We start from the raw sequence: 25693 nt of genomic DNA, 5'->3' as shown, positions 1-25693 counted from the left end.
CCGTGCGGCTAGGACGCGTCCACCACCAGGCGTCCTTCGGCCGGAACGCGTGAGGCGATGCCGTTGACGTAGAAGGACTCGACGCGGGCCTGCTCGGCCGCGTTGGGCACCGCGTTCTTGCAGCTGACGCCGCCGGTGGAGCCCGACATCAGCTGGGAGCACGGGCCGGGCTTGGTGTCGGGCAGGCCGAGGTTGTGGCCGATCTCATGGGCGGCGATGCGGATCTTGTCGTACCCCTGGTCGACCGCTTGGCTGCCGAGTTCGACGCGGCCGCGGCCGCCCGGCCGGACCGGACCGATCGTGGCCTGGGGCCAGCCGGTGGTGGCCACGATCTGGATCTCGGCCCGGGTGCCGGGCTGGGCCTTGGTCAGCTTGACGTTGTCCACGTTGGTGTTCCAGGAGGCGACTCCGGCGGCGATCGCCGTCTCCCAGCCCCTGGCCTGGCTGTCGTCGTAGCGGAGCGTCACCACGGCGGATGCGCTCTTGGCCGCAGCCGTGTCCGGGGCGGACACGGCGTTCGCCGCTGGCGCCATGGTCAGGGCGGCCGCTGTGGTCGCGACTGCTATGGCAAGCCGTCTGAAGTGCAGCATCGTTGTCCTTTCGGGTGCGGGGGTGTGCGACGGGTAGTTGCGGTTGCCCACCGACCAACTCCTGCTGTCGACAAGAGAGTTGGCAGAGGTCGAGCCGTCACCGGTCGCACGTGACGGTACATCGTCAAGTACGTGCGGTGCTGGCTCCGGATCCGGGCCTTCGGAAATTCCGTACGGTATTCAGCCACCCGGGCGCCGAGCCGCTGCCGCGGCACGCTGAGTGAAGCGCTTCGATTCATGGCGAGGGCAGGTGAAGTGCTGTGCCGGATCAGGGCTGTGGGTGCGAATTCAGCGCCATACGCAGGAGATTGCGCATCCTGGTCCTGGCGGATGGCGTCAATGGCGCGTCGATGGAGCATCCCATTGCGTCTTGACATGAACGCCATCGAACACCGAGCATCGAAGCGCTTCGAGGGCCATCTCTTCCGCGCCTTCCGCTGTGCCCGCCGCCCGCCGAGGGGACCCCCACGTGACCGAGCACCCGCCGCTGACCGTCCGTGAGGACCCTGCGGGCGCCTCCGACTTCTCTGTCGCCGCCGGTGCGATGAAGGTTGCCGCCGCGGGGGAGGTGACGCCGACCGATGTCCTCGGCGACGGAAGGACCCGCTAGAGCGCCGGACGCGGCGGCCGAGTTCCACGCCTTCTTCGAGCGGCACTACGCCGAACTCGCCCGCCTCGCCCACCTGCTGACCGGTGAGGCCGACGGCGCGGACGACCTGGCGGCCGACGCGCTCCTCGCGCTCTGGCACCGCTGGGACCGGGTGCGGGCCGCCGACCATCCGGCCGCGTACGCCAGGGGCGTCGTCGCGAACATGGCGCGCAGCCGCATCCGCAGCGCCGTGCGTGAGCGGCGCCGCGTCACGCTCTTCTGGTCGGGCCGCGACGAGGGCGTCGCGGACCCCGACGTAGCGGCGGTCGTCGACGTACAGGAGGCGCTGCGCGCACTGCCGTTCCGCAAGCGGGCCTGCGTGGTCCTGCGGCACGCCTTCGACCTGTCGGAGAAGGACACCGCACAGGCCCTCGGCGTGTCCGTGGGTACGGTGAAGAGCCAGACGTCGAAGGGAATGGCTGAGCTGCAACGACGCCTCGGCCCGTACCCCGCGCTCGCCCGGGTGCGTGCGGTCGCGGCGGACACGGGGGGAAGCACATGAGGGAAGAAGGACACGACGACGCCCTGCGCGGGAAGCTGCGCGGCGCGGCCCGGGCCCACCGGCCCGACCGGGAGCGGATGCTGGCCCGCATCGAGCGCGGCATGGCCGAGGGGGAGCGGCCGGAGAGGCGTCCCAAGGCCCCCCGCACGGCGGGGGCGTCCTGGCTGCGGGTGGTGGGCGCGACCACGGCCGTGGCCGGGGTGATCGCCGTCGTCGGGTACGGGGTGACCGTCGCCCTGCGCGACGGCGAACCGTCGTCGCAGGCCGTGGCCACCAGCACCTCACCCCGGCCGCCTGCCGCGTCGCCCGAGCCGACCGGCACCGTCGCACCGCCGACCCGCCGCCCGCACGACCCGCCGACGTCCCCGGACTCCGACGGCCGCACGAAGCCCTCGGACTCCGCGTCCCCGGACGCCGACGAGTCCCAGGGGCCCCGGAACCCCTCGGAGCACAGCGGCAGGCCCGCCGAGCCCGGCGCCTCGCCGAAGCGGGTCCCCGCCGACCGCCTCCTGTGGGCGGACGGTTCGGTCGACCCCGGCTCCAGCACGTACTGGTCGCAGTCCGACATCACCGTCAAGGCGAAGAAGGCGCTGACCGCGCTCACCGTCGAGGTGCGGGTCGCGGGGAGCGGCAAGGTCGCCGACACCGGCAACTGGCGCTCGCTGCCCGAGGCGGACTTCGAGGTGTCGGTGGCGGAGCGGGACGGCGTCCTCGTCTACCGCTGGACGCTCAGGCCGGGCCGGACGGTGCCCGTCGGCGAACATGTCTTCGCCGGGCAGTTCGACCACCCGGCAGGAAAGCGCGACGCGGGCGACGACACGTACACGGTCGATGCCGGGACCAAGGACGAACGGGCCACCTGGCGGGGCGACTTCGCGTGAGCTCGTCCCTTCGACCGCTGTGCGCTTGTGCCTGCGGGACGACCCGGTGATCGTGACGCGCCATCAGTCCGGCTGTGGTGGTTAGGGCTGGCGAATGCCGGATTCCAGCAGCGCTGTGCCCAGCGGGGTCAGGGTGTGGCGGGCGGCCTTGCCGTCGCGGCCGGTGGTGATCAGGCCGACCTTGCGGAGCACGGTCGCGTGCTGGCTGGCCGAGCTGGCGGACACCCGTGCCCGACGGGCCAGGTCCGTGGTGCTGCAACCGTCTGCCACCGCTTCGAGCACCGCTGCCCGGGTGCGTCCCAGCAACTCCTCCAGCGGTCGGCCCGCCGTGTCACCGACGCTCCACAGACACGCCCCCGGCGGCTCGGCCCCAAAGGCGGGCAGGGCAAGGACCGGTGCCTGCGCCGAGTCCCCGGGGCAGGACAGGACTTCAGCCTCTTGCAAGGAGAACACAGCCGAGGCGACGACCAGCCCGCGCCCGCCCAGGTGGACATCCGCCTCGCGCCGATGGCGGACTTCGAGCACCGGCGGCCGCCAGCGCACCAGGGACGGATCGAGCGACTCCAGCATCCGCTCGGTCCCGCCCTCGCCCATCGCGCGCACATACCCTTCTCGCACGGAGGTGAGGAACGAGTGCATCCGCGGCCAGTACGGCGCCGTGGTCACCGCGTGGCACGTCCGCAGCGCCGCGGCCACCTGGAGCCGGGCCTCGCGGTCGCCGTCCGCCAGATTCCGGGCCCAGTTGCGGTGCGTGGGCTCGATGCGAAGGTTCTCCAGCTCCACCCGCAGCAGGGCCCGCGGAGCCGCCAGGAAATTCTCCACCGCCTCGTCGAGGTCCCCCGTGTTCCCCATCAGGCTCATCGCGTCGACCATCGGTCCGTGTCCGGGCATCAACGCGGCCAACGGCCCCGCCCGTTCGCCAAGCCGCCGCCCGCCGACCGCGGCCCGCCACCGTAAGAACGGCGCCAGGCCCGGAGCGTCCGTGCTCTCCCGAAGCAGCCGCACACTGTCGAACGTCTCTGCCGCCACCCCGAGGGACACGGCCACCCGGGTCCGTGCGAGATCCTCCGCAGTGAAATGAATGCGTTTCACGGCCCCCGCCCTCCGCACCGTCGCCTTCGTGGACCTCTCCAGTCTCCCCGGTGCCTCTGACACCGATGCGGCGGCCGGGCCTCCTTCGCGCGATGCCATACCTCGTCCCCACCGGGCGGGGCCATCGTTTCAGCGGTACCTGAAGCGATGGCAACAGCCATCCAGGCAGTGCCACGGTGGCAGCCGCCTGCCCCTCACAGAGGAGGGTCAGGACGGAACCAGAGGGGAAACAAGCGATGCTCCGGAAACTCCCGATCACCGCAGCGGCGATGGGACTGGCTCTGTCGGGCCTCCTGATGATGCCGACATCGGCACAAGCGGCGGAGCGGCCCACGGCGGCCGACGAGCCGAACTGTGGCTACACCGACAACTGGGGCGGTCGGGCGGTGTGGAGGAACTGCGGAAACTTCAATCACCTGATCGAGACCTGGGCGCTGGGCTCCAGCCAGAGCTTCCAGTGTGTGGCGGCCCACTCCACCTACACTCTGGGGCCGACCTGGTTCATCAGCAGTTCCAAGTACGCCGACGGGGTGGGCTGCAGGCCGTAACACCCTCCGAACGGCTCGGGCTGCTTCGCCGTCCATGCCGACGCGCAGGCCGACCTGCCCTCAAGGTTCCCCTCATTGGACACCGTGTTCGGCTCCCTTCAAAAGGGTGGCTGCGGCTGATTGCTTTCGGCAGAACCACGGTCCTAGGGGTGCCGACACGGGGAGCTGCGGCGAGTTCGGCGCCGGTGAGGTCGAGGACCAGGGCGTGCGGGCATTCGGCGTCCTGGTCGACGGCGATGGCGCGGCCGTCGGTGCTGATGCCGATGTCAAGGAACAAGCTGCGTACGGATCCCGGCAGAAAGTTTTCCCGCGACGGCAACCCATTCCCGTCCGGCGGAGACCACACAGCGGACACGCCCCCCGGTACAAGGACACGCCCCCCCGGTACAAGGACGCGTACCCCGCACAAGGAATGGGACTCATGACTTCACGAGCTGAACTGCGCAAGGGCCGCAAGCGGCGCCTGACCACCCGCCGAGCCATCGGCGCGGCGACCGCCGCACTCGCCCTGACCGGCGCCGGCATCGCGACGAACAGCATGCTGTCGCCCGCGGGCGCGGCCACCGCCTGGCCCGAGGCCAGGGGCGAGGCGCCCACGGCGAAGACCATCGAGGTCTCCGGCACCCTCGACGGCGGCCTCAAGCGCTACTACGGCACCGGCGACCTGGGCGGCGACGGCCAGGACGAGGGACAGGACCCGATCTTCAAGCTGAAGGACGGGGCCGTCCTCAAGAACGTCATCCTCGGCTCCCCGGCCGCGGACGGCATCCACTGCCAGGGCAACTGCACGCTGCAGAACGTGTGGTGGGAGGACGTCGGCGAGGACGCGGCCACCTTCAAGGGCACGTCGGCGAACTCGACGTACACCGTGCACGGCGGCGGCGCGCGCAAGGCCGACGACAAGGTCTTCCAGTTCAACGGCGCGGGCAAGCTGGTCGTGACCAAGTTCCAGGTCTCCGGCTTCGGGAAGCTGGTGCGCTCCTGCGGCAACTGCTCCAAGCAGTACAAGCGGTCGATCATCGTGAACGACGTGGACGTCACCGCGCCCGGCAAGTCCGTCGTCGGCATCAACACGAACTACGGCGACACGGCCGCGCTGCGCGCCATCCGCATCCACGGCGACAGCAACAAGAAGATCGCCACGTGCGACCGCTTCACCGGCAACAGCAACGGTGCCGAGCCCACCAAGACGGGCTCGGGTCCCGACGGCACGTACTGCAAGTTCACGGCCGCGGACATCAGCTACCAGTAGCTGCCGCGGGCGGGCACGGGGGAGCGCCCCCGCCGGTCACCACCGGCGGGGGCGCTGCGGCCGGGCCCGTTCAGTCGAGCCGCATCAGCCGCCGCACGGTGCGGTGGTAGATCCGTTCCCGCTCGGCTTCGGTGACGTCCAGGCCGTCGATGACGCGGATGGTCTCGCGGATGTAGAGCGGGCCGCCCTCGGGGTCGAAGGGGCAGTCGGTGCCGAACAGGACGCGGTCGGGCCCGAAGAAGTCCAGGCCGCAGCGGGTGCCGATGGCGGAGCCCGACAGGGCCGTGTCGGCGTAGAAGCGGCGGAAGTACTCCAGCGGGCGCTTCGGCAGCCGCGCGCGGCGCAGCCGGTCGTACTCCTCGCCCGCCGTGCGGCTGCCGAGCTGGTCGCTCCAGCCGAGGCCGATCCTGCCTTCCAGGTAGGGGATCATCGCGCCCAGATGATGAGTGATGATCTTGATGTCCGGGTGCCGTTCCAGGAGCCCGGAGAAGACGAGGCGGGCCATGGCCACGCTCGTCTCGTACGGCCAGCCGAGCGCCCACCAGATCTCGTACGCCGAGGTGTCCTCGGTGGCGTAGTCCGCGAAGGCGGCGCCGCGCGCCGGATGCATCCAGACGGGCAGGTCGCGGCGGGCCATCTCGTCGAAGACGGGCGCGAACTCCGGATCGTCCAGCGGCCGCCCGCCGACGTTGGTGAAGACCTGCACTCCCCGCGCGCCCAAGTCGTCCAGGGCGTGGCCGAGTTCGGTCATCGTTGCGTCCGGGTCGTTCATCGGGAGCGCGGCGACGAACGCCGGGAAGCGGTCGGGGTGGCGGTCGCACAACTCGCGCATCGACGTGTTGGCGAGCCGCGCCAGGGCCGCCGACTCACCGGGACCCGCGAGGAGTTCGACGGGCGGCGAGGACAGTGTGAGCACCTGTTGGTAGCCGTCGCCGAACTCGTCCATCATGCGCAGTCGCGCGTCGACGTCGTGCAGTGCGGGCAGCTCCAGCCAGCGTTTGAACATGCCCTGGTCGAGCGCGAGTTCACGCATCCGGGCGAAGTAGGGCGCGGGCAGGATGTGGCTGTACGCGTCGATCTTCATCGTGCTCCCCTCGAGGTGTCCGGCACCCAGCGGTTGAGTCTGCGGTCGACGGCCTGGACCAGCCCGATCGCCCCGAGCGCGACGGCGATCACGACCACGAGCACGGCGAGCACGCCCGCGCTGTCGAAGCGCCCGCCCGCCTCGGTGACGACATGGCCGAGGCCCACGACGGCGATGAACATCTCGCCGTTGACCATGCCGGTGACCGCCCGCCCGACACCGAGCCGCACGCCCGCCATGATCAGGGGAGCGGCAGCCGGGAGCATGACGCGCACCAGGACCTGCCACTCGCCCGCCCCGTAGGAGCGCGCCATCTCGACCAGGTGTGCGGGCACGGACTTGATGGCCGCCGCCGTGTTCACGGTGATCACGAACATTGCGTACGTGACGACCACCGCGACGACCGAGGCGCGGCCCGCGCCGAGCAGCGAGAAGAACACCGGCGCGAAGACCAGCGTCGGGGCGGTGAGCAACGCGTTGACGTACACGTCGAGGGCGGCCTCGACCTTGCGGAAGCGGCCCATGGCCAGGCCCGTGAGCAGACCGCCGAGCAGGGAGAGGGCGAACCCGAGGGTCAGGTTGGCCAGGCTGTCGCCCAGATTGGCGAGCAGCTCCCCGTCGGCCGTCAGCTCGCCGAGCCGGGCCGCCACCGTGCTGAGCGGAGGGAAGAACGACGCGTCCGCCAGGCGCCCGGTCAGCTCCCAGGCCCCGGCGCCGAGGGCCAGTGCGAGCGGTGCGGCGGGGAGGTTCATGACGCCGCCCCGGCCTGCCGGGCGGACGACGGGCGGTGCTCCGCGTGCATGGCGCGCAGCCGGTCCCACAGGTATGCCGTGAGCTCGGTGTACCGCCCCGACCGTCCCAGGGCAGCGACGTCGGTGGGGCGCGGCCGGGGCAGGTCGACCGGCACGATGTCGGCGATCCGTCCGGGGCGGGCGCTCATCAGGACGACGCGGTCGCCCAGGAGCACGGCCTCCTCCAGGCTGTGGGTGACGAACACGACGGTCGGCCGGTGCTCCTCCCAGATCGTGAGCAGCTCCTCCTGGAGGAGGCGGCGGGTCTGTTCGTCGACGGCACCGAACGGCTCGTCCATGAGCAGCACCCGGGGCCGCACGGCGAGCGCACGGGCGATGCCGACCCGCTGCTGCATGCCGCCGGACAGCTCGCCGGGCAGCTTGGTCTCGAAGCCCGCGAGGCCGACGGCGGCGATCAGCGCGCGGGCCCGCTCCTCGCGCTCGGCCCGGCCGACGCCGCGCATCCGCAGGCCGAACGCCACATTGCCGAGGACGGTGGCCCACGGCAGCAGCGCGAAGTTCTGGAAGACCACACTGCGGTCGGGGCCAGGACCGCGCACCGGGTCGCCGTCGACGACGATGTCCCCGTCGTCCCACGGCACGAGCCCGGCGACGGCCTTGAGCAGCGTGGTCTTGCCGCAGCCGCTGGGCCCGAGCACGGTCAGGAATTCGTGCGCGCCCACGTCGAGGTCGACGTCCCGCAGCGCCTCGACGGTGCTGCCGTCCTGCCCGGTGAAACGCTTGGCCAGTCCCTGGATCCTGATCACCGGACGCCCCCTGCCGTCTGTGTCCGTGCCCATCGGGTCAGCTTGTGCTCGCCCCACCGCGCGACGGAGATCAGCAGCAGCGCCTCCACCAGGATGATCACGATGGTGCCGTAGAGAAGGGGGGCCTTGAGCAGGCCCCGGTACTTGAGGATCAGTCCGCCGAGACCGTCGGAGACCATGAGGAGTTCGACGACGACCATGCCGGTGACCGCACGCCCGAGGCCGAGCCGGACGCCCGTCATGACCGCGGGCAGCGCGCCGGGCAGCAGGATCCGTGCCCAGATCTGCCGCTCGCCCGCGCCGAAGGAGCGGGCCATCTCGATCAGCGAGGGGTCGACCTGCCGTACGCCCGCGCGGCTGTTCACGAGCACCATCACGACCGAGAAGACCGTGACGAGGACGGTGCGCGAGGCGGTCCCCACGCCCATCGACATCACCAGCAGCGGGATGACCGCCGCCATGGGCGTGACGAGGAGGATGTTCACGTAGACGTCCGCGTACCGCTCGAGGCGCCGGAACCTGCCGAGGAGGATGCCCGCGGGGACGCCGAGGGCCAGGGCGAGGGCGAAGCCGAGCGCCAGCGCCTGGTTGCTGACGTACAGGGCCCGCCACAGCTCCGCCTCGCCGAGGAGGGCGACCGTGGCGCGCGCCGTCTCCGTGCACGTGGGCAGGAGCAGGCCGCCGCGCTCGCGGGCGTACAGCTCCCAGACCGTGGCGAAGAGCGCGAACGTCAGGAGCTGGTAGGGCAGGTCCGCGCGCAGGATCCGCCGGTGGAGCGGTACCGGGATCTGCCGGTGGAGCGGCACCGGGATCCGCCGGTGGAGCGTCATGACGTCGCCTCCTCGACGAAGCCGAGGTCCGCCGCGTCCTGCGCGGTCATTCCCGGTCCGATCACCCCGGCGCGGGCGAAGAAGTCGATGGTGCCCTGGACGTTGCGCGACGTCAGGGCCGCCGCGTCGAAGAGCTTCGCGTCGCTGTACCGCCGGGCGACCCGGGCCACGTCCGCCCGCTCCTCCGCGGGCAGATGGGTCTGCGCCAGGTCCACGAGGCGCCGCGGATCCGCGGTGATCCTTGAGTGCTCCCGCACCAGCGCGGTCACGAACTCCTGGGCAACCGCGCGGTGTTCGCCGAGGAAGCCGGAGTTCGCGTACACGGTCTGCGGATGCAGGTCCGGCAGGCTCTCGGCGAAGTCGACGACCTTGGTGAACCCGGAGGCGCCGGACGCATCGAGGGACACCGCGTCGGAGAGCTCCAGCGGTGTCGCGTCGATCTCCCCCGACGCGAGGGCCTGCGCGCGCACGTCCGAGCCGCCGATCGTCAGATACCGGGGGCGCTCGCCGCCGCACTCGGCGCCCACCCAGTCCTTGGCGATGGCCGTCGCCACCGCGCCCTCGCTGAAGATGCCGAACGGGCGCCCGCCGAGGTCGTCGCAGGACGAGACGCCCGGCCTGCCGTAGAGGGCCCACTGATTGCCGATGGCGTCGGCGATGATCCTGATGGGAGCGCCCTGCTCGATGGCGCTGAGCGCCGGGCCCGTGGCCTCGGCGGAGATCGCGTACTGGCCCTTGGCGAGCCCTTCGACGGCCAGTTCGGGCTCGGCGAGCTCGACGACGTCGACCTGGTGGCCCCGGTCGCGGACGGCGTCGAGGGCGGCGAGGACCGGCACGGTCGTCAGGTCAGGTTCGACGACCGCGACGGTGAACGAGAGCGTTCCGTCGGCGCGGGTGTGGGTGCCGGGGCCGCCACAGGCGGTCGCGGTCAGGGCGGTCAGGGCCGCGATTGCGGTGGGTAAGAGTCTCCGGGCGTGCATGGCATCCCCCTGGGACAGCGGTGAGGAAAACGTATTCCTTTCTTCGAGGCTAGCCACCTCTCACGCGGAATGGTCAAGCCTCAAGTCGCCCACATCACAGGTGAGTTGTGCCTTTCCCTTGTGAATCCACGGCGCTCTGTGCGAGGTTGAGGAAAACCTTTCCCATGGGGGTGGGCCGTGAGTTCACTGGTGGACGTCGCGCGAGAGGCGGGCGTGGCCGTGGCCACCGCGTCGCGCGTGCTCAGCGGGTCGGACCATCCTGTGTCGGCCGCGACGCGCACCAAGGTCCTCGCGGCGGCCGAGCGGCTCGAATACTCGCCGAGCGCCCTGGCGCGCGCGATGGTCTCGCCCCACAGCCGTCTCGTCGGCGTCCTGGTGAGCGACATCGTCAACCCGTACTTCTCGGTCATCGCCAGGGGGGTGGACGACGTGGCGACCAAGGCCGGTTACGTCACCATGCTCTCCAACGTCGACCGGCGCACCGACACCGAGCTCGGCAGGCTGCGCGTCATGCGGGACTACCGCGCCGCGGGCGTGATCTTCGCGGGCAGCGGCCTCATCGCCGATCCGCAGCTGCCCGCCCTGGTCAAGGCCGTCCGGCAGGCGCGGGAGCAGGGCATCCGTGCCGTCGCGCTCGCCGACCGCACCCTCGGCTGCCCGACGGTCACCGTGGACAACCGCGCCGCCGCCCATGACGTCACCGACCACGTCGTCTCGCTGGGCCACCGGAGGATCGCGTTCATCGAGGGCCCGTCCGGCATGACCGTCACCCGGCAGCGCAGGGAAGGATTCCTCGCCTGCGCTGCCGCCGCCGGACTCGCCGACGAGGTGCGCTGCGTGCCGGGCGGCTTCGATCACGAGGCGGGGCACGCCGCGGCCCTGCGGCTCATCGCGCGGCCGCCGCTGCCCGAAGCCGTCCTCGCCGCGAACGACGAGGCCGCGGTCGGCGTGCTCAGCGCCCTGCGGCAGGCGGGGATCGACGTGCCGGGCGAGATCTCCGTCGCGGGCATCAACGACCTCGGGGTGGCGCGGCACGTCGGCCTGACGACGGTGAGCCTGCCGCTGTACGAGATGGGCGCCATGGCGGCCCGCCACATCGTCGACGCCCCGCCCGGCCCCGACACCGCCCCCGCGTCGACCACCACGCTCAGCCATCGGCTCGTCCCCCGGGAGACGACGGCCCGGCGCGCACGGACGCGCTGACGAACCCGCCGCGGGGGCGGGGTGGGCTAGCGGCCGACCTTGCGCTTGTTCCAGACGTCGAACCCGACCGCGGCCAGCAGCACGAGCCCCTTGATGACCTGCTGGTAGTCGGTGCCGATGTTGACCAGGGACATGCCCTGGTTGAGCACGCCGAGGACCAGGCCGCCGATCACCGCGCCCATCACCGTGCCCACGCCGCCGCTCATCGAAGCGCCGCCGATGAACGAGGCCGCGATCGCCTCCAGCTCGAAGTTCAGGCCCGCCTGCGGGGTGCCCGCGTTGAGCCGCGCCGCGTAGACACAGCCCGCGAGGGCCGCCAGCACGCCCATGTTGACGAAGATCAGGAAAGTGACGCGCTTGTCCTTCACGCCGGACAGCTTCGCCGCCGCCTTGTTGCCGCCGAGCGCGTACACGTGGCGGCCGATGACCGCGTTGCGCATCACATAGCCGAGACCGATCAGCAGACCGCACATGATGAGCAGCACCACGGGCACACCGCGGAAGCTGGCGAGGGTCAGCGTGAAGGCGACGACGGCCGCGGTGATCGCCACCAGCTTGGCCACCCACAGGCTCGTCGGTGTGACGTCCAGGTCGTACGCGAGCTGCTGCTTGCGGCTGCGCCACTCCCGGAAGACCAGGAACGCCACCGTCACCAGGCCGATGACCAGCGTCGGGTTGTGGTACTGCGTGTACGGGCCCATCTCCGGGATGAAGCCCTTGGCGATGTTCTGGAAGCCGTCGGGGAACGGCGACAGCGACTGGCCCTCCAGGACGATCTGGGTGAGACCGCGGAAGAGCAGCATCCCGGCGAGCGTCACGATGAACGACGGGATGCCGACGTACGCGATGAAGAAGCCCTGCCACGCGCCCGCGACCGCGCCGATCAGCAGCGACAGGACGAGCGCGAGCACCCACGGCATGTCGTGCTTGACCATCATCACCGCCGACATCGCGCCGACGAAGGCCACCAGTGAACCGACGGACAGATCGATGTGGCCCGCGATGATGACGATCATCATGCCGATGGCCAGGATGAGGATGTAGCCGTTCTGCTGGATCAGGTTGGAGACGTTGCTCGGCAGCAGGAGGACGCCGTCCGACCAGATCTGGAAGAGGACGACGATGAAGGCCAGGGCGATGAGCATGCCGTACTGGCGCATGTTGGCGCGCACGCTCTGGAGCAGCAGCTCGCCGACGGACTGCCGGGAGGACGGCGCGGACGATGTGCCGCGCGATGGCTTGGTCGTGGTCGTCATGGCGGAGGCCTCAGCTTCTGTTCTTGGTCATGTGGCGCATCAGGAGTTCCTGGGTGGCGTCCGCGCGGTCGACCTCACCGGTCAGCCGGCCCTCGGCCATCGTGTAGATCCGGTCGCACATCCCGAGCAGCTCGGGGAGTTCGGAGGAGATGAAGAGCACCGCCTTGCCCGCGGCGGCGAGCCGGTCGATGACGGTGTAGATCTCGTACTTCGCGCCGACGTCGATGCCGCGCGTCGGCTCGTCGAGGATCAGCACCTCGGGGTCGGCGTGGATCCACTTGCTGAGCACGACCTTCTGCTGGTTGCCGCCGGAGAGCCGCCCCACCTGCTCGAAGACGGTGGGCGCCTTGATGTTCATCGACTTCCGGTAGCGCTCGGCGACGGAGCGTTCGCGGTGCCCGTCCACGAAGCCGTCCTTGCGCCGCATGCCGGGCAGCGAGGCCAGGGAGATGTTGCGGTTGATGTTGTCGATGAGGTTGAGGCCGTACTGCTTGCGGTCCTCGGTGACATAGGCGATGCCCGCGTCGACCGCGGCGGGCACCGTCTTCGTCGCGACCTCGCGGCCGCCCACCGACACCGTGCCGGTGACGTACTGGCCGTAGGAGCGCCCGAAGACCGACATCGCGAGCTCCGTGCGGCCCGCGCCCATCAGCCCCGCGATGCCGACGATCTCGCCGCGCCGCACGGTCAGCGACACGTCGTCGACGACCTTGCGCTGGTGGTCGATCGGATGCCGCACCGTCCAGTTGGCGACGGAGAGGGCGAGCGAGCCCGCGTCCTCGCCCTCGTAGGGCGTGCGGTCGGGGAAGCGGTGGTCGAGGTCGCGGCCGACCATGCCGCGGATGATGCGCTCCTCCGACAACTGCGGCTCCGCGTCCGGACTCTCACGGACCGTCAGGGTCTCGATGGTCTGTCCGTCGCGCAGGATCGTCACCGAGTCGGTGATGGCCCGGATCTCGTTCAGCTTGTGGGAGATGATGATGCTGGCGATGCCCTGCTCGCGCAGTTCCACGATGAGGTCGAGGAGCTTCGCGCTGTCCTCGTCGTTGAGCGCGGCGGTCGGCTCGTCCAGGATCAGCAGCTTCACCTCCTTGGACAGCGCCTTGGCGATCTCCACCAGCTGCTGCTTGCCCACGCCGATGTCGGCGACCGGCGTCTGCGGCTTCTCGTGCAGGCCCACCCGCTCAAGCAGCGCGCTCGCCCTGCGCAGCGTGCCGTGCCAGTCGATGAAGCCCCGGCTGGCCTGCTCGTTGCCGAGGAAGATGTTCTCGGCGATGGACAGATGGGGGACGAGCGCCAGCTCCTGGTGGATGATCACGATGCCGTGGCGCTCGCTGGCGCGGATGTCCTTGAAGGCCATCCGCTCGCCCTCGAAGTGGATCTCGCCGTCGTAGCTGCCGTGCTCGTGGACGCCGCTGAGGACCTTCATCAGCGTCGACTTGCCCGCGCCGTTCTCGCCGCAGACCGCGTGGATCTCTCCGGCGCGCACGGTCAGATTCACGTCGGAGAGCGCCTTGACGCCGGGGAACGTCTTGGTGATGCCGCGCATCTCGAGGACGGGCCGCCTCACTTGAGCTGCCCCGCCGTGAAGTACCCCTCGTCCACGAGGAGTTGCGTGTTCTTCTTGTCGATGCTGACCGGGTCGAGGAGGTAGGACGGCACGACCTTCTTGCCGTTGTCGTACCCCGTGGTGTCGTTGACCTTCGGCTTCTTGTCGTTCAGTACGGCGTCGCCCATGGCTACGGTCTGCGCGGCCAGCTTGCGGGTGTCCTTGAAGACCGTCTGCGTCTGCTCGCCCCTGATGATGGACTTCACCGACGCGAGCTCCGCGTCCTGACCGGTGATCACCGGCAGCGGTCTGCTCTTGGAGCCGTACCCCGCGCTCTTCAGCGCCGAGATGATGCCGAGCGAGATCCCGTCGTACGGCGAGAGGACCGCGTCGACCTTCTCCGTGCCGTAGTTCTTGCTGATCAGGTCGTCCATGCGCTTCTGCGCGGTGCCGCCGTCCCAGCGCAGCGTGGTGGCCTGGTTCATCTTCGTCTGCTTGCTGCGGACGGTGAGGCGGCCGCTCTTGAAGTACGGCTGCAGCACCTTCATGGCGCCGCTCCAGAAGTACTTGGTGTTGTTGTCGTCCGGCGACCCCGCGAAGAGCTCGATGTTGTACGTGTCGCCGGACGTGTCGTCCGGCTTGCCGAGCTTCAGCTTCTCGACGATGTACTGCGCCTCGAGGCGGCCGACGCGCTCGTTGTCGAACGACGCGTAGTAGTCGACGTTCTCCGTGCCGAGGATGAGCCGGTCGTACGAGATCACGGGGATGCCCGCGTCGTGCGCGCGCCCCAGGACGTCGGTGAGTGCGGAGCCGTCGATGGCGGCGACCACCAGGAGACCGCGCCCCTTGGTGATCATGTTCTCCAGCTGGGCGATCTGGTTCTCGACCTTGTCGTCGCCGTACTGCAGATCGGTCTTGTAACCGGCCTTCTGGAACTGCTTCGCCATGTTCTTGCCGTCGGCTATCCACCGCTCGGAGGACTTGGTCGGCATCGAGAGGCCGATGGTGGCGCCCTTTCCGGCGTCCGGCTTGTAGCGGCTGCCGCCCTTGGCTTCCTGGCCGCAGGCGGTGAGCGAGCCGAGCAGGACGGCGGTGGCCACCGCGGCGGTGAGGCGCGTGCGGATGGGCATGGGTCAGCTCCTTTCCGGGAAGCGGTTCAGGTCGCCGGGCAGCCGCGAGCCGAGCGGAGACATCCCGCCGTCGGCGCCGTGCCGGGCCAGGAGGTCCAGGGCGAGCCGCCCTCGGCGGACCCGCTCGCGGGCGGTGTCGAGGGTGAGGTCGCGCAGATGGGCGCCGTAGGGATAGATCCCGGGCGCCTTCGCGAGCCCGAACTTCAGGTACAGGGGGGCGCCGCGCCGGATCAGCTCGGCGATCTCGTACATGCGGAGATAGCCGCCGAGGTCGTCCGGCGCCTCGACGTACAGGTCCATCGGAGCGCCCGACACCCGGCGGATCTCGGTGAGGTGAGCGAGCGTCAGATCACTCGGTACGTTCAGCGAGTCCGCGCCGAGCCGCTCGTAGACCGCGTAGGCGGCCGGGTTGACCGGGCCGATCAGCGCGGACACCTTCAACGTGGTGTCGGCCGGGATGATCCCGGCGGTCCGGGCCCGGTGCAGCGTCCACAGCACGCCCTCGTCGGCGACGAGCAGACACGTGACGCCCAACTCCGTTGCCCGCACGGCGTCTTCGACGCATCCGGCGACCCCGTCATGGCCCCGGGCGCGCAGCCCGGCACCGTGCGAGTCGGTGCGCACGGAGGCGCCGGTGTCCCAGGTGCCGCGCGGCCCGGTGAACAGGCAGAGCTCGATGTCGCGCTCGGCGGCGCCGCCCACCATGTCGGTGATCTCGGTGTCGGACAGCATCCAGACGCCGCTGCCCTGGCTGATGCGGTGGATCGGCACGTCGAGCCGCGCGGACTCCTTGAGCACGACGCCGAGCGCCTCGGGCCCCTCGACCGAGGGAATCTCGACCCGCCAGGCACCGCCGTCCGGGAAGGCGTGCGGGGAGGCGTCGGCGGGATCGGGGGAGGGGGCGGCGAGACCGAGGGCGGTGAGGGCGGGTTCGCCGGGCTGTCGGGGGAGGGCGGTGGAAGGGTCGGTCACGGTTGTCCTTTACGTTCGGCCACACTCGTCCGATATTTCGAACGAGGTTCGGTTCGGTGGGCGTGGGTTGGCCGGGTGGTGTGGCGGGGTGCTGTTCAGGGGCGTGGGTTGGCCGGGTGGTGTGGCGGGGTGCTGTTCAGGGGCGTGGGTTGGCCAGGCGGTGTCGCGGGGTGCCGTTCAGGGGTGCGGGTCGGCCGGGCGGTGTGGCGGGGTGCTGTTCAGGGTGCGGGTCGGCCGGGCGGTGTGGCGGGGGTGCCGTTCGGGGTAGCGGGTCGGCGAGGCGGTGTGGCGGGGTGCCGTTCAGGGGACCGAGTCGGCAAGGCGGTGTCGCGGGGTGCTGTTCAGGGGCGCGGGGAACTGCGCGACCAGCCACACGCGGCCCGCAGCCAAAGAGCTCAGGGCAGCAGCAAGACCTTGCCGGTCCCGGGATCACCGCCCCCGACCAGGGCAACCGCCTCCCCGAACCGCTCCAGCGGAAACTCGTGCGTGATGAGGGCAGCCGGGTCCAACAGCCCGAGCCTGAACGCCCGCACCGCCTCCCCCCACGCCGCGGACGACGCCCCGAACACGGACCGCACCTCCAGCTGACTCAGCGACAGATGCACAGGATCGATCCCCACGGCGCCCGCCGTGAACATCCCGGTGAGCACGACCCGCCCGCCCCTGCGGGCCAGCAGACAGGACGACGCGGCCGTCGTCGGCGCCCCCGCCGTCTCGACCACGAGGTCGAAGGAGCCATGGACCGCCTCCGCCTCCGCGGGCGACAACGTGCAGGTCGCCCCGAAGCCCAGCGCCAGCGCCCCGCGGGCCTCGCGCGGATCGACGACGGCCAGCTCGGCGGGGCTGACCGCCGCGAGCAGCTGCACGGCGAGCAGCCCGAGCGTCCCCGCGCCGACCACCGCGATCCGCTCACCGGTCCTGGCCCGCCCCGCCCGCACGGCCGCCGCGATCACGGCGGACGGTTCGAGCAGCGCGGCGGCCCGCAGATCGGCGTCGTCACGCAGCGGATGCAGCAGCCGCGCAGGCACGACGACGTGGTCGGCGAAGGCGCCGGGCTCGGTGAACCCGGTCTCCGCGTAGCCGCCCGTGCACAGGCTCGTCTCGCCGCACCGGCAGCGCTCGCAGACCCCGCACGCCCGGAACCCCTCGGCGACGGTCCGCCGCCCGACGAGAGCGGGGTCGGCCCCGGCACCGACGGCCACCACGGTGCCGGACCACTCGTGGCCGGGAACCACCGGGTAGCGGACGAACGCGGCGTCGCGGTGTCCGTCGTACACCTCGCGGTCGCTCATGCAGATCCCGGCGGCGGCGACCTCGACGAGTACCTCGCCGGGGCCCGGGTCGGGGCGCTCCCCGGTGACCAGGCGGTGGCTGCCGGGGCGGTCGACGACGACCGCGCGCGACGTCATGCGCCGGACCCGCCGGGCGAGCGCTTCTCCCAGCCCTCGGCCCACAGGTCGAACCGCGCCTGCTGCTGGGGGAACTCCGCGGCGGCATCCGTGTCGAGCTCGACGCCGAGGCCCGGCGCGTGCGACAGCTCGAAGCAGCCCGTCTCCGGATCGACCTGCGGCGCGCCCTTGACGACCTTCTTGATGGCGGCGTCCGCGAAGTCGTTGAAGTGCTCCAGGATCTTGAAGTTCGGTGCGGTGAAGCCGACTTGGAGCGAGGCGGCGGTCAGCACCGGGCCGCCGACGTTGTGCGGGGCGACCAGCATGTAGTGCGTCTCGGCCGTGGCCGCGAGCTTGCGGGTCTCCCAGATGCCGCCGATGTGGCCGACATCGGGCTGGAGGATGTCGGCGGCCTGGCTCTCGAACAGCTCGCGGAACTCGATCCGGTCGTGGATGCGCTCACCGGTCGCGACCGGCATGTCCACCTTCGCCGCGACCTTCTCCAGGGCCTTCAGGTTCTCCGGCGGCACCGGCTCCTCCAGCCACGCGGGCCGGAACGGCGCGAGCTCGCGCGCGAGCCGGATCGCCGTGGCGGGCGAGAACCGGCCGTGCATCTCCAGCATCAGCTCGGCGTCGGGCCCGATGGCGTCGCGCACGGCCTCGATCAACGACACCGCGTACAGGCTCTGTTCGTGGTCCAGTTCGTAGTGCCCGGTCCCGAACGGGTCGATCTTCAGGGCGCGGTAGCCGCGCTCCATGACGCCCTGGGCGGCCTTGTGGTACGCCTCCGGGGTGCGCTCCGTGGTGTACCAGCCGTTCGCGTACGCCTTGACGCGATCGGTGACCTTCCCGCCGAGCAACTGCCAGACGGGGACCCCGAGCGCCTTGCCCTTGATGTCCCAGCAGGCCATCTCGATGACGGCGATGCCCGACATCACGATCTCGCCCGCCCGGCCGTAGTCGCCGTACTTCATCCGGCGCACGAGGTCCTCGACCGCGAACGGGTCGGACCCCTGGATGTGATGGGACTCCGCCTCGCGGAGGTAGCCGATGAGCGCGTCGGTGCGGCCCAGCATGCGGGTCTCGCCGACACCGGTCAGGCCCTCGTCGGTGTGGACCTGGACGTAGGTGAGATTCCGCCAGGGCGTTCCGACCACATGCGTGCTGATTCCCGTAATGCGCAAGGCAGTTGCCCCTTGACTTGTTCGGTATTTCGTCACACGTTCGAAATGTTGGCGTGACGGTATTCACGGTGGCCTGAAGGTGTCAATGGGTCGTGCGCAACGGTCTTCGGCGTGCGCAACGGTCTTCGGCGGGCGTGGCGGGGCGGGCGCCGTGCCGGGTCCCGGCGGCCATTGCGCCGCGAACTGCGCCATGCCTAACCTGTGTTCGTCATACCGATCAGCGACCGAAGTTTCGGACGCGCGCAGGGTGGGAGGCCGAACTCATGGGACGACTGGTGCCCGCGGTGACCAGGTCGCTGGACATACTCGAACTGTTCCTGGAGGGCGACGGGACGTTCTCCGCGCCCGAGGTCACCCGCAGACTCCAGCTGCCGCGCACCACCGTGCACGAGCTCCTCACCACCTTGGCGGCCCGCTCGTATCTCGTCCAGATACCGGATCAGCCAGGGCGCTACCGCCTCGGCGTGCGCACCTACCAGCTCGGCAGCCGGTACGCCGAAGGGCTGGACCTCGCCGCCGAGGGCAGGCAGGTGGCCCGGGAGGTCGCCGAGACCTGCGACGAGACCGTCCACGTCGCCATACTTGAGGACACCGACGTCATCTACATCGCCAAGGTCGACTCCACGCACGCCGTGCGCATGGTCTCCGCGGCGGGCCGCCGCCTCCCCGCGCACTGCACCTCGGTCGGCAAGATGCTGCTCGCCTCGCTGCCGCAGCACGAGCTCGAATCCCGCGTCCAGGGCCGGGAGTTCACCGCCATGACCCCGCACAGCATCACCGACCCGGACGAGCTCCTCACCGCCCTCGCCGGGGTCCGCGAGCAGGGCGTCGCGGTCGAGCACCGGGAGTCGAACCCGGACGTGAGCTGCGTGGCCGCGCCGGTGCGGGACGGCGCCGGGCAGGTCGTCGCGGCCCTCTCCATCTCCGTGCCGATGATCCGCTGGACCGAGGAGCGCGAGCGCGAGCTGGCCGACCTCGCCGCCAAGGGCGCCGGGGACCTGTCGCTCCGCCTCGGCCACCGGGGCACACGATGAGCCGTGCGTACGACGTGGCGGTGCGCGCGGAGGCCTCGCTCGGCGAAGGCCCCACCTGGGACGCGGCGACCGGCCGCCTCATCTGGGTCGACATCCTCGGCTCACGCGTCCACACGTACGACCCCGGGAGCGGCCGCCGCACGGTCATGGCCACCGAACAGCACGTCGGCGCCGCCAAGCCCCGCGCGGGCGGCGGCCTGGTCGTCAACCTCCGCGACGGCATCGGCCTCTACGGCCCCGGCGGCGCACCCTTCACCTGGCTGGTGCGCGACCCCGTGCCGGGCCGCCGCGGAAACGACGCGGCCGTCGCGCCCGACGGCGCGCTCTGGGCGGGCACCATGCGCTACGACGAGGCGTCCGGCGGCGGCAGCCTCACCCGTGTCGCGCCCGACGGCACCGTCACCGAAGCGGCCGACGACGTGGCCGTCAGCAACGGCACGGGCTGGAGCCCCGACGGGCGGCTCATGTACTACGTGGACAGCCCGACGCGACGCGTCGACGTCTTCGACTACGACCCCGACGCCCAACGCGTGCTGAACCGGCGGCCGTTCGCGTACGTGGAGGAGGGTGCGGGCTTCCCCGACGGACTCACGGTCGACGCCGAAGGATGCGTATGGGTCGCGCTCTGGGACGGCGCGGCCGTCCGCCGCCACACACCGGACGGACGGCTCGACCGGACCGTGGCACTCCCGGTGCGCCGCCCCACCGCCTGCGCCTTCGGCGGTGCCGGACTGCGGGACCTCTACATCACCACGGCCCGCACCGGCCAGGCCCGCCCCCACCCCTTGGCGGGGTCGGTCCTGGTGCTGCCGGACGCGGGCCAGGGCCTGCCGGGAACCCCCTTCGCGGGCTGAGCCCCCGGGCGGCGGTCTCAGCCCTTGAGCTCCCTGAGGTACTTCCCGAACTTCTCCAGGCCGTCGATGTTGCGCGGCCCGCTGATGCCCTCGTTGTAGTCCAGGACGAAGAAGTTGTTCTTCTTGACGGCGGGCAGCTCCTTGGTGTGCGGGGACTTCTTCAGGAACTCGATCTTCTTCTTCGCGGGCTGGTCGCCGTAGTCGAAGATGATGACGACCTCGGGTTCGGCCTTGGTCACGGCCTCCCAATTGACCTGCGTCCAGCGCTCGTCGAGGCCGTCGAAGACGTTCCGGCCGCCCGCGCTCTTGATGATGTCGTTGGGCGGCACCTGGCTGCCCGCCGTGAAGGGCTGGTCGGTGCCGGAGTCGTAGAGGAAGACCGGCACCCGCTCGCCGCCCGCGGGCGCCTTCCTCTCCACGGCCGCCACGCGCTTCTTCAGGTCACCGACGACCTGATCCGCCTTCTTCTCGACCCGGAAGATCCTGCCGAGCCGCTCCAGATCGGTGTAGAGCGCCTTGAACGGGGTGACCTTCTCCGGATGGCCGGGGTAGTTGAAGCAGCTCTCCGTGTGCATGAAGCTCTGGACACCGAGCTTGTCGAGGATCTTCGGGGTGATGCCGCGCTGGTCGCTGAAGCCGGAATTCCAGCCCGCGACGACGAAGTCGGACTCCGCCTCGACGACCAGCTCCTTGTTGAGCAGATCGTCGCTGAGCATCTTCACCTTGGCGTACTCCGACGCCCAGGGCGACTCGCTCACCGGCGGGTTGGCGGGCGGCATCACATAGCCGTGGACGTGCTCGGTCAGGCCGAGGCTGAACAGCTTGTCGGCGCTGCCGCCCTCGTACGCGACCGCCCGCTGGGGGACCTTGTACGGCACGGACTCGCCGCAGCGCTTGACGGTGACCTTCTTCTCGGACGCCTCGGCGCCGCCGTCCGAGTCGATCTCGGCCCCGCAGCCGCTCAGGACCAGTGCGGCCGCGAGCGCGGAGGCGAGGGCGATGGATCTGGTGTGGGGCATGGGGAGGTGGTGCCTTTCAGAGGGAGGGGTGGAGCGCGTACAGGAGCTGGGGGTCGCCCGTCAGGGGGTGCGGGACGACGGTCGCTTTTACGCCGAAGACGTCGGCCATCAGAGACTCGGTGAGCACGTCCTCGGGAGTCCCGGACGCCACGAGGCGCCCCTGCGAGAGCACCCCGATCCGGTCGCAGGCGGCCGCCGCGAGGTTGAGGTCGTGCAGCACGACCAGGACGGTGGGCCCGGCGCCGCGCAGATGCGAGAGAACCTCTATCTGGTGGCGTACGTCGAGGTGGTTGGTCGGCTCGTCGAGCACGAGGACGTGCGGCTCCTGGACCAGGGCCCGGGCGAGCAGCACGCGCTGGCGCTCCCCGCCCGACAGGGTCAGGACCCCGCGTTTGGCGAGGTGGCCGATGTCGAGACGCGCCATCTCCCGTGCGCACAGCTCCCGTTCGCGGGTGGTGAGCGGCTGGTTGCCGCGCTGGTGCGGGGCGCGGCCGAGCGCGACGACCTCCTCGACCGTGAAGTCCAGGTCGACGGCGCCGTCCTGCGTCATGGCGGCGACGAGCTGCGCACTGCGGCGCATCGTGAGCCGGGACATGTCGTCGCCGCCGACGAGGACCGCGCCGGAGGCCGGGCGCAGCGCGCGGTACACGCAGCGCAGCGCCGTCGACTTTCCGCTGCCGTTCGGGCCGACCAGGCCGACGACCTCGCCGCTCCCCACATCGAGGGAGAGGTCACGGACGAGGCTCTTGCCGTCGATGTCCACGGAGATTCCGTCGATCCGCAGATCCATCTCAACGCCCCCCGAACGTATAGCCCTTGCGGCGCATCAGGCCGATGAAGACCGGCACCCCGACGAGCGCCGTGATGACGCCGAGCGGCAGCTCGCGCGGGGCCACCACGGTCCGCGACAGCAGGTCCACCCAGACCATGAAGACGGCCCCGGCCAACGGGGCGACGGCGAGCACCCGGGCATGGGTGGCGCCGACCACCATCCGCACCAGGTGCGGCATGACGAGCCCCACGAAGCTGATGGCGCCGCTCACGGCCACCATCACGCCGGTGATCAGGGAGACGAGGACGAGCAGCGCCGTGCGGTGCCGGTCGGGGCTGACACCCAGGCTGGACGCGGTCTCGTCGCCGAGCGCCAGGACGTCGAGGGCCCTGCTGTACCGGTGGAGCACGGCGAGGCCCAGGAGCACGACCGCGGCGACGACGGGCAGCGCGCCCCAACTCGCCGCGCCGAAGCTGCCCATGGTCCAGTACAGGACCATCGACGTCGCCTCGCTGTCCGGCGCGAAGTAGATGATCACGCTCATCACGGCCTGGAACCCGAGGGACATCGCCACGCCCGTCAGGACGAGCCGCAGCGGCGAGAGCGCGCCCCGGCTTGAGGAGGCGACGTACACGAGGAACGAGGCCACGAGCGCCCCGACGAAGGCGCCGGCGGACACGGCGTACACACCGAGGGCGGCAAGCCCCCCGGTGACCGTGACACCGACCGCGCCGACCGACGCACCCGAGGACACCCCGAGCACGAAGGGGTCGGCGAGCGCGTTGCGCACCATCGCCTGGATGGCCACGCCGACCGCGCTCAGCCCGGCGCCCACCAGGGCCGCGAGGAGCACGCGCGGCGTGCGGATCTGCCAGATGATCTGGTACGTCGTCGTCTCGCCCGCGTCGATGTGCCCGCCGGTGAGGGCGGCCCACAGGAGGCGGGCGGTGTCGGCGGGCGTGACCACGGCTGCGCCGAGACCGATGGCCACGACCACGGAGACCAGCAGCAGGAGGAACAGGGCGACGCAGGTCAGCACGAGGACCCTGGGCGAGGAGAGCCGCTCCCGCAGGTCGGTTGGGGGGAGGTCGGTGGGGTGCGGGTCGGTGTGGGACAGGTCTGTGTGGCTGGTGGTGCTCACGTGGTGTCTGTCCTCTCCCCGACTGCGCCGACTCCGCCGACGGCCCCGTCCACCCCGTCCACCCCGTCCACCCCGTCCGCCCCGTCCGCACGGTTCGCGCGCAGTACCAGCGCCGCCGCGCCGAGCGCCGCGACGACCAGGGCGCCGAAGACCGCGGCGGTGCCGGGGTACCCGGCGAGGCCGAGGCCCGCGCCGCCGAGCGCCGCGCCCGCGAACACGCCGAGGCTCTGCCCCGCCGCGTTGAGGCTCAGCGCCGAGCCGCGCAGCGTCGTCCCGCAGCGCCGCACGATGAGGCTGACGACGCAGGCGGCGACGACGGCATGGCTCGCCGCGTGCAGCGCCGTCATGGCGAGGGCGAGCGGCAGCCAGTGCGTGAAGTAGAAGCCCACGACCGAGACGAGCGCGGCGACGAGGCCGACGGCCAGCAGGCGTTCCGTTCCGATGCGCGGCTCGGCCGAGTTGGTGAGCCGCCCGGTGAGGAGGTTGCTGACGAAGAACGACGCGCCGCTCAGCGTCCACACGAACGCGAAGAGCCCGGCATCGAGGTCGAACCGCTCCTCGTAGAAGGCCGCGAGATACGACAGATATCCCATGAACACCGCGGTGCGCAGGAACCCGATCAGCAGCACCGGCACCACGCCGCGCACCGCCGCCAGGGCCTTGAACGAGGCGAGGTAGCCCAGGCGCGGCCCGTCCGCGACGGCCTCCTCGTCCGGCCGCGCGTGCCGTCCCCGCCGGGCCACGAAGACCGCCGCGAGCAGCAGCGACAGCACGGTCACCGCGAACAGGTCGCCCTGCCAGCCCCAGAACAGCGCGGGCAGCGCGATGACCGGGGCGGCGAGCATCGCGGTCATGGACGTGGTGGCCGTGACCAGGGTCGCCGCGCGCCCCGCCGCCCTGCCGGTGCCGAAGCGGTCGGCGGCCGCGGCGGTGAGCGCCGGGTTCAGGACGGCCGTGCTGGCGCCGATGAGCAGGCAGAACACGGCGAGCAGCAGGAAGTCCCCGCTGGCGCCGAGGGCCGCCGAAGCGCCGAGCGCGGCGAGCGCGCCCGCCGCCGCCCACTCCCTGGGCACCCGGTCGATGAGCGGGGCCAGCGCCGTGCCGACCAGCAGGGCGGCGAGCCCGCCGAGTCCGCGCAGGCCGCCCATCGCCGCGACGCTGCTGCCCGCCTCGTCGGCGATGGGCACGAGGTACGTGCTGAAGACGGTGAACGGCAGCAGTCCGACCGCCGAGGCGAGCAGCACGGGCCAGAGCGTGCGCGCCATGCGCAGATCGCCGGGCGGCGCGTCCTCGTCGCGGTCTTCCGCGCGCTCCTCGGCGGCATCGGTGGCATCGGTGCTCACGCCGCCGCCCCGTTCGGCGCGAGGGCGGCGCGGTAGCGGTACATCGGGGTGGCGTCGGCGCTGAACTGGGAGAACGTGAACGGCTCCGCATTGAGTCCGGTGACACCCGCGCCGAGGAAGGCGCGGGCGACGGCGCTGCCGCTCTGTGCGTAGACGATCAACGGCACGCCGTGCTCGACGCAGTGCCGCAGGATCAGGTCGAACGTGCCGTTGCTGAGCGTCATACCGGTGGCGATCACGGCGTCGGCCCCCGCGAGCACTTCGGTCATGTCGTCGGTGACGGGCTCGCCCCACGCCGTCGTGCGCAGGTTCAGGTCGCAGGGCAGGCAGACGCCGCCCCGCTCGCGTATCGCCGCGACGAGCGGGTTGACCACGCCTATCAGGGCGACCCGCGCGCCGGGCTCGATGTCGAGCAGCCCGGCGACGGCGGCGTCGCGGGCTGCGGCGCGCTCCTCTGGCGTGCCGGTCGGCAGCATGACGCGCTCGGCGTCGTCCGCGTCGCGGTGCGGGAGCACCCGGGCGAAGTACGCGTCGAGCGCGGCGGTCCGCACGGGCGCGGCCTCGTCGCGGAGCAGCTTGTCCAGGGAGTGTCCTGAGGCGTTCTCGCAGAAGCCCGGGGCGAGTTCGCCCGCTTCGAAGGAGCAGGCGCCGAAGGAGTCGCCGACACGGAGCAGCAGGTAGTGGTTGTGGTACGTGACGTCGCCGCCGGCGAGCCGCGTGGTGTTGTAGAGCCAGAACGCGCTGGTGACGGTGAGGTCGGCGGGGTCGGGTCCGTGGGCGCCCGCCAGGACGGCGTCGATGAGCTCGGCGACGGTGTGGGGCGTGGTGTGCGACATGGGGGTGGGTGTTCTCTCTGGGATTGGCGGGGTCGGTGGGGTCGGC

The 25693-nt window shown here is 71.2% G+C and carries 26 protein-coding genes; 8 read left to right on the top strand and 18 right to left on the bottom strand.

Features of this window, described 5'->3' with window-relative positions:
• Positions 1-8: 8 nt before the first annotated feature.
• Positions 9-590, bottom strand: a complete 582-nt coding sequence (locus ABZV77_RS37805; protein WP_356267071.1) for a snapalysin family zinc-dependent metalloprotease — start codon at positions 588-590, stop codon at positions 9-11.
• A gap of 469 nt (positions 591-1059) precedes the next feature.
• On the opposite strand from ABZV77_RS37805, the gene ABZV77_RS37800 reads away from it, so the two are divergent.
• From ABZV77_RS37800 to ABZV77_RS37790, 3 genes are read left to right on the top strand one after another with little or no spacing between them, the layout of a single operon-like run.
• Positions 1060-1200, top strand: coding sequence for a hypothetical protein (locus ABZV77_RS37800; protein ID WP_356267069.1), 141 nt, complete (start codon positions 1060-1062; stop codon positions 1198-1200).
• Entirely contained in the window at positions 1172-1741 is a 570-nt protein-coding gene (locus ABZV77_RS37795; RefSeq protein WP_356267067.1) for a SigE family RNA polymerase sigma factor, read from the top strand. Before ABZV77_RS37800 ends, ABZV77_RS37795 begins: the two co-directional genes overlap by 29 nt.
• Positions 1738-2622 (top strand): hypothetical protein, encoded by an 885-nt coding sequence (locus ABZV77_RS37790; protein WP_356267065.1) that lies wholly within the window; start codon positions 1738-1740, stop codon positions 2620-2622. The genes ABZV77_RS37795 and ABZV77_RS37790 overlap by 4 nt, the downstream gene beginning before the upstream one ends.
• Before the next feature lie 81 nt (positions 2623-2703).
• Here the strand turns inward: ABZV77_RS37790 and ABZV77_RS37785 are convergent, their stop codons facing one another.
• The gene (locus tag ABZV77_RS37785) at positions 2704-3714 is read right to left on the bottom strand and encodes a winged helix-turn-helix domain-containing protein (RefSeq protein WP_356267063.1); all 1011 of its coding nucleotides are present in this window, start codon (positions 3712-3714) and stop codon (positions 2704-2706) included.
• A gap of 236 nt (positions 3715-3950) precedes the next feature.
• On the opposite strand from ABZV77_RS37785, the gene ABZV77_RS37780 reads away from it, so the two are divergent.
• Both ABZV77_RS37780 and ABZV77_RS37775 read left to right on the top strand, forming a co-directional pair.
• Complete coding sequence (locus ABZV77_RS37780) at positions 3951-4262, top strand: hypothetical protein (RefSeq protein WP_356267061.1); 312 nt, start codon at positions 3951-3953, stop codon at positions 4260-4262.
• A gap of 421 nt (positions 4263-4683) precedes the next feature.
• Entirely contained in the window at positions 4684-5514 is an 831-nt protein-coding gene (locus ABZV77_RS37775) for a pectate lyase (RefSeq protein WP_356267060.1), read from the top strand.
• A 70-nt stretch (positions 5515-5584) separates the two neighbouring features.
• Here ABZV77_RS37775 and ABZV77_RS37770 read toward each other — a convergent pair whose 3' ends face one another.
• From ABZV77_RS37770 to ABZV77_RS37750, 5 genes are read right to left on the bottom strand one after another with little or no spacing between them, the layout of a single operon-like run.
• Entirely contained in the window at positions 5585-6598 is a 1014-nt protein-coding gene (locus ABZV77_RS37770; RefSeq protein WP_356267058.1) for an amidohydrolase family protein, read from the bottom strand.
• Entirely contained in the window at positions 6595-7350 is a 756-nt protein-coding gene (locus ABZV77_RS37765; protein WP_356267056.1) for an ABC transporter permease subunit, read from the bottom strand. The genes ABZV77_RS37770 and ABZV77_RS37765 overlap by 4 nt, the downstream gene beginning before the upstream one ends.
• Positions 7347-8189: an ABC transporter ATP-binding protein gene (locus tag ABZV77_RS37760; RefSeq protein ID WP_356267054.1), complete on the bottom strand. Its 843-nt coding sequence runs from the start codon at positions 8187-8189 to the stop codon at positions 7347-7349. Before ABZV77_RS37760 ends, ABZV77_RS37765 begins: the two co-directional genes overlap by 4 nt.
• Positions 8153-8986, bottom strand: a complete 834-nt coding sequence (locus ABZV77_RS37755; protein WP_356267052.1) for an ABC transporter permease subunit — start codon at positions 8984-8986, stop codon at positions 8153-8155. The genes ABZV77_RS37760 and ABZV77_RS37755 overlap by 37 nt, the downstream gene beginning before the upstream one ends.
• Positions 8983-9966 (bottom strand): ABC transporter substrate-binding protein, encoded by a 984-nt coding sequence (locus ABZV77_RS37750; protein WP_356267050.1) that lies wholly within the window; start codon positions 9964-9966, stop codon positions 8983-8985. Before ABZV77_RS37750 ends, ABZV77_RS37755 begins: the two co-directional genes overlap by 4 nt.
• A gap of 177 nt (positions 9967-10143) precedes the next feature.
• Between ABZV77_RS37750 and ABZV77_RS37745 the strand changes: the two genes are divergently transcribed.
• Entirely contained in the window at positions 10144-11169 is a 1026-nt protein-coding gene (locus ABZV77_RS37745; RefSeq protein WP_356267048.1) for a LacI family DNA-binding transcriptional regulator, read from the top strand.
• Positions 11170-11195: 26 nt separating this feature from the next.
• Here the strand turns inward: ABZV77_RS37745 and mmsB are convergent, their stop codons facing one another.
• The 6 genes from mmsB to ABZV77_RS37715 form a co-directional block, all read right to left on the bottom strand.
• Entirely contained in the window at positions 11196-12425 is a 1230-nt protein-coding gene (gene mmsB / locus ABZV77_RS37740; RefSeq protein WP_356267046.1) for a multiple monosaccharide ABC transporter permease, read from the bottom strand.
• A 10-nt stretch (positions 12426-12435) separates the two neighbouring features.
• On the bottom strand, positions 12436-13974 hold the full coding sequence (gene mmsA, locus ABZV77_RS37735) for a multiple monosaccharide ABC transporter ATP-binding protein (protein ID WP_356267044.1): 1539 nt from the start codon (positions 13972-13974) through the stop codon (positions 12436-12438).
• A gap of 17 nt (positions 13975-13991) precedes the next feature.
• Positions 13992-15104: a multiple monosaccharide ABC transporter substrate-binding protein gene (gene chvE, locus ABZV77_RS37730; RefSeq protein ID WP_356267042.1), complete on the bottom strand. Its 1113-nt coding sequence runs from the start codon at positions 15102-15104 to the stop codon at positions 13992-13994.
• Between the two features lie 3 nt (positions 15105-15107).
• The gene (locus tag ABZV77_RS37725; RefSeq protein ID WP_356267040.1) at positions 15108-16076 is read right to left on the bottom strand and encodes a hypothetical protein; all 969 of its coding nucleotides are present in this window, start codon (positions 16074-16076) and stop codon (positions 15108-15110) included.
• 395 nt (positions 16077-16471) lie between these two features.
• Positions 16472-17485, bottom strand: coding sequence for an alcohol dehydrogenase catalytic domain-containing protein (locus ABZV77_RS37720; protein ID WP_356267038.1), 1014 nt, complete (start codon positions 17483-17485; stop codon positions 16472-16474).
• Entirely contained in the window at positions 17482-18648 is a 1167-nt protein-coding gene (locus ABZV77_RS37715) for a mandelate racemase/muconate lactonizing enzyme family protein (protein WP_356267036.1), read from the bottom strand. Before ABZV77_RS37715 ends, ABZV77_RS37720 begins: the two co-directional genes overlap by 4 nt.
• 263 nt (positions 18649-18911) lie before the next feature.
• Here ABZV77_RS37715 and ABZV77_RS37710 point away from each other — a divergent pair, with 263 nt between their 5' ends.
• Both ABZV77_RS37710 and ABZV77_RS37705 read left to right on the top strand, forming a co-directional pair.
• The gene (locus tag ABZV77_RS37710; RefSeq protein ID WP_356267034.1) at positions 18912-19682 is read left to right on the top strand and encodes an IclR family transcriptional regulator; all 771 of its coding nucleotides are present in this window, start codon (positions 18912-18914) and stop codon (positions 19680-19682) included.
• Positions 19679-20536 carry an SMP-30/gluconolactonase/LRE family protein gene (locus ABZV77_RS37705; RefSeq protein WP_356267032.1) on the top strand — a complete coding sequence of 286 codons (858 nt, stop codon included), beginning with the start codon at positions 19679-19681 and terminating at the stop codon, positions 20534-20536. The genes ABZV77_RS37710 and ABZV77_RS37705 overlap by 4 nt, the downstream gene beginning before the upstream one ends.
• A 17-nt stretch (positions 20537-20553) precedes the next feature.
• Here ABZV77_RS37705 and ABZV77_RS37700 read toward each other — a convergent pair whose 3' ends face one another.
• From ABZV77_RS37700 to ABZV77_RS37680, 5 genes are all read right to left on the bottom strand, one after another.
• Positions 20554-21555 carry an ABC transporter substrate-binding protein gene (locus tag ABZV77_RS37700; RefSeq protein WP_356267030.1) on the bottom strand — a complete coding sequence of 334 codons (1002 nt, stop codon included), beginning with the start codon at positions 21553-21555 and terminating at the stop codon, positions 20554-20556.
• Positions 21556-21571: 16 nt separating this feature from the next.
• On the bottom strand, positions 21572-22345 hold the full coding sequence (locus ABZV77_RS37695; protein ID WP_356267028.1) for an ABC transporter ATP-binding protein: 774 nt from the start codon (positions 22343-22345) through the stop codon (positions 21572-21574).
• 1 nt (position 22346) lies between these two features.
• On the bottom strand, positions 22347-23366 hold the full coding sequence (locus ABZV77_RS37690) for an iron ABC transporter permease (RefSeq protein WP_356267201.1): 1020 nt from the start codon (positions 23364-23366) through the stop codon (positions 22347-22349).
• Between the two features lie 98 nt (positions 23367-23464).
• Complete coding sequence (locus ABZV77_RS37685) at positions 23465-24811, bottom strand: MFS transporter (RefSeq protein ID WP_356267026.1); 1347 nt, start codon at positions 24809-24811, stop codon at positions 23465-23467.
• Positions 24808-25647, bottom strand: a complete 840-nt coding sequence (locus ABZV77_RS37680; protein WP_356267024.1) for a DUF364 domain-containing protein — start codon at positions 25645-25647, stop codon at positions 24808-24810. The genes ABZV77_RS37685 and ABZV77_RS37680 overlap by 4 nt, the downstream gene beginning before the upstream one ends.
• Positions 25648-25693 lie beyond the last annotated feature (46 nt).

Source organism: Streptomyces sp. NPDC004732, from assembly GCF_040609235.1.
In the GTDB taxonomy this organism is placed as follows: Bacteria; Actinomycetota; Actinomycetes; order Streptomycetales; family Streptomycetaceae; genus Streptomyces.
Note: the sequence above shows the minus strand (reverse complement) of the source record. Positions and strands in the feature narration are given on the sequence as shown.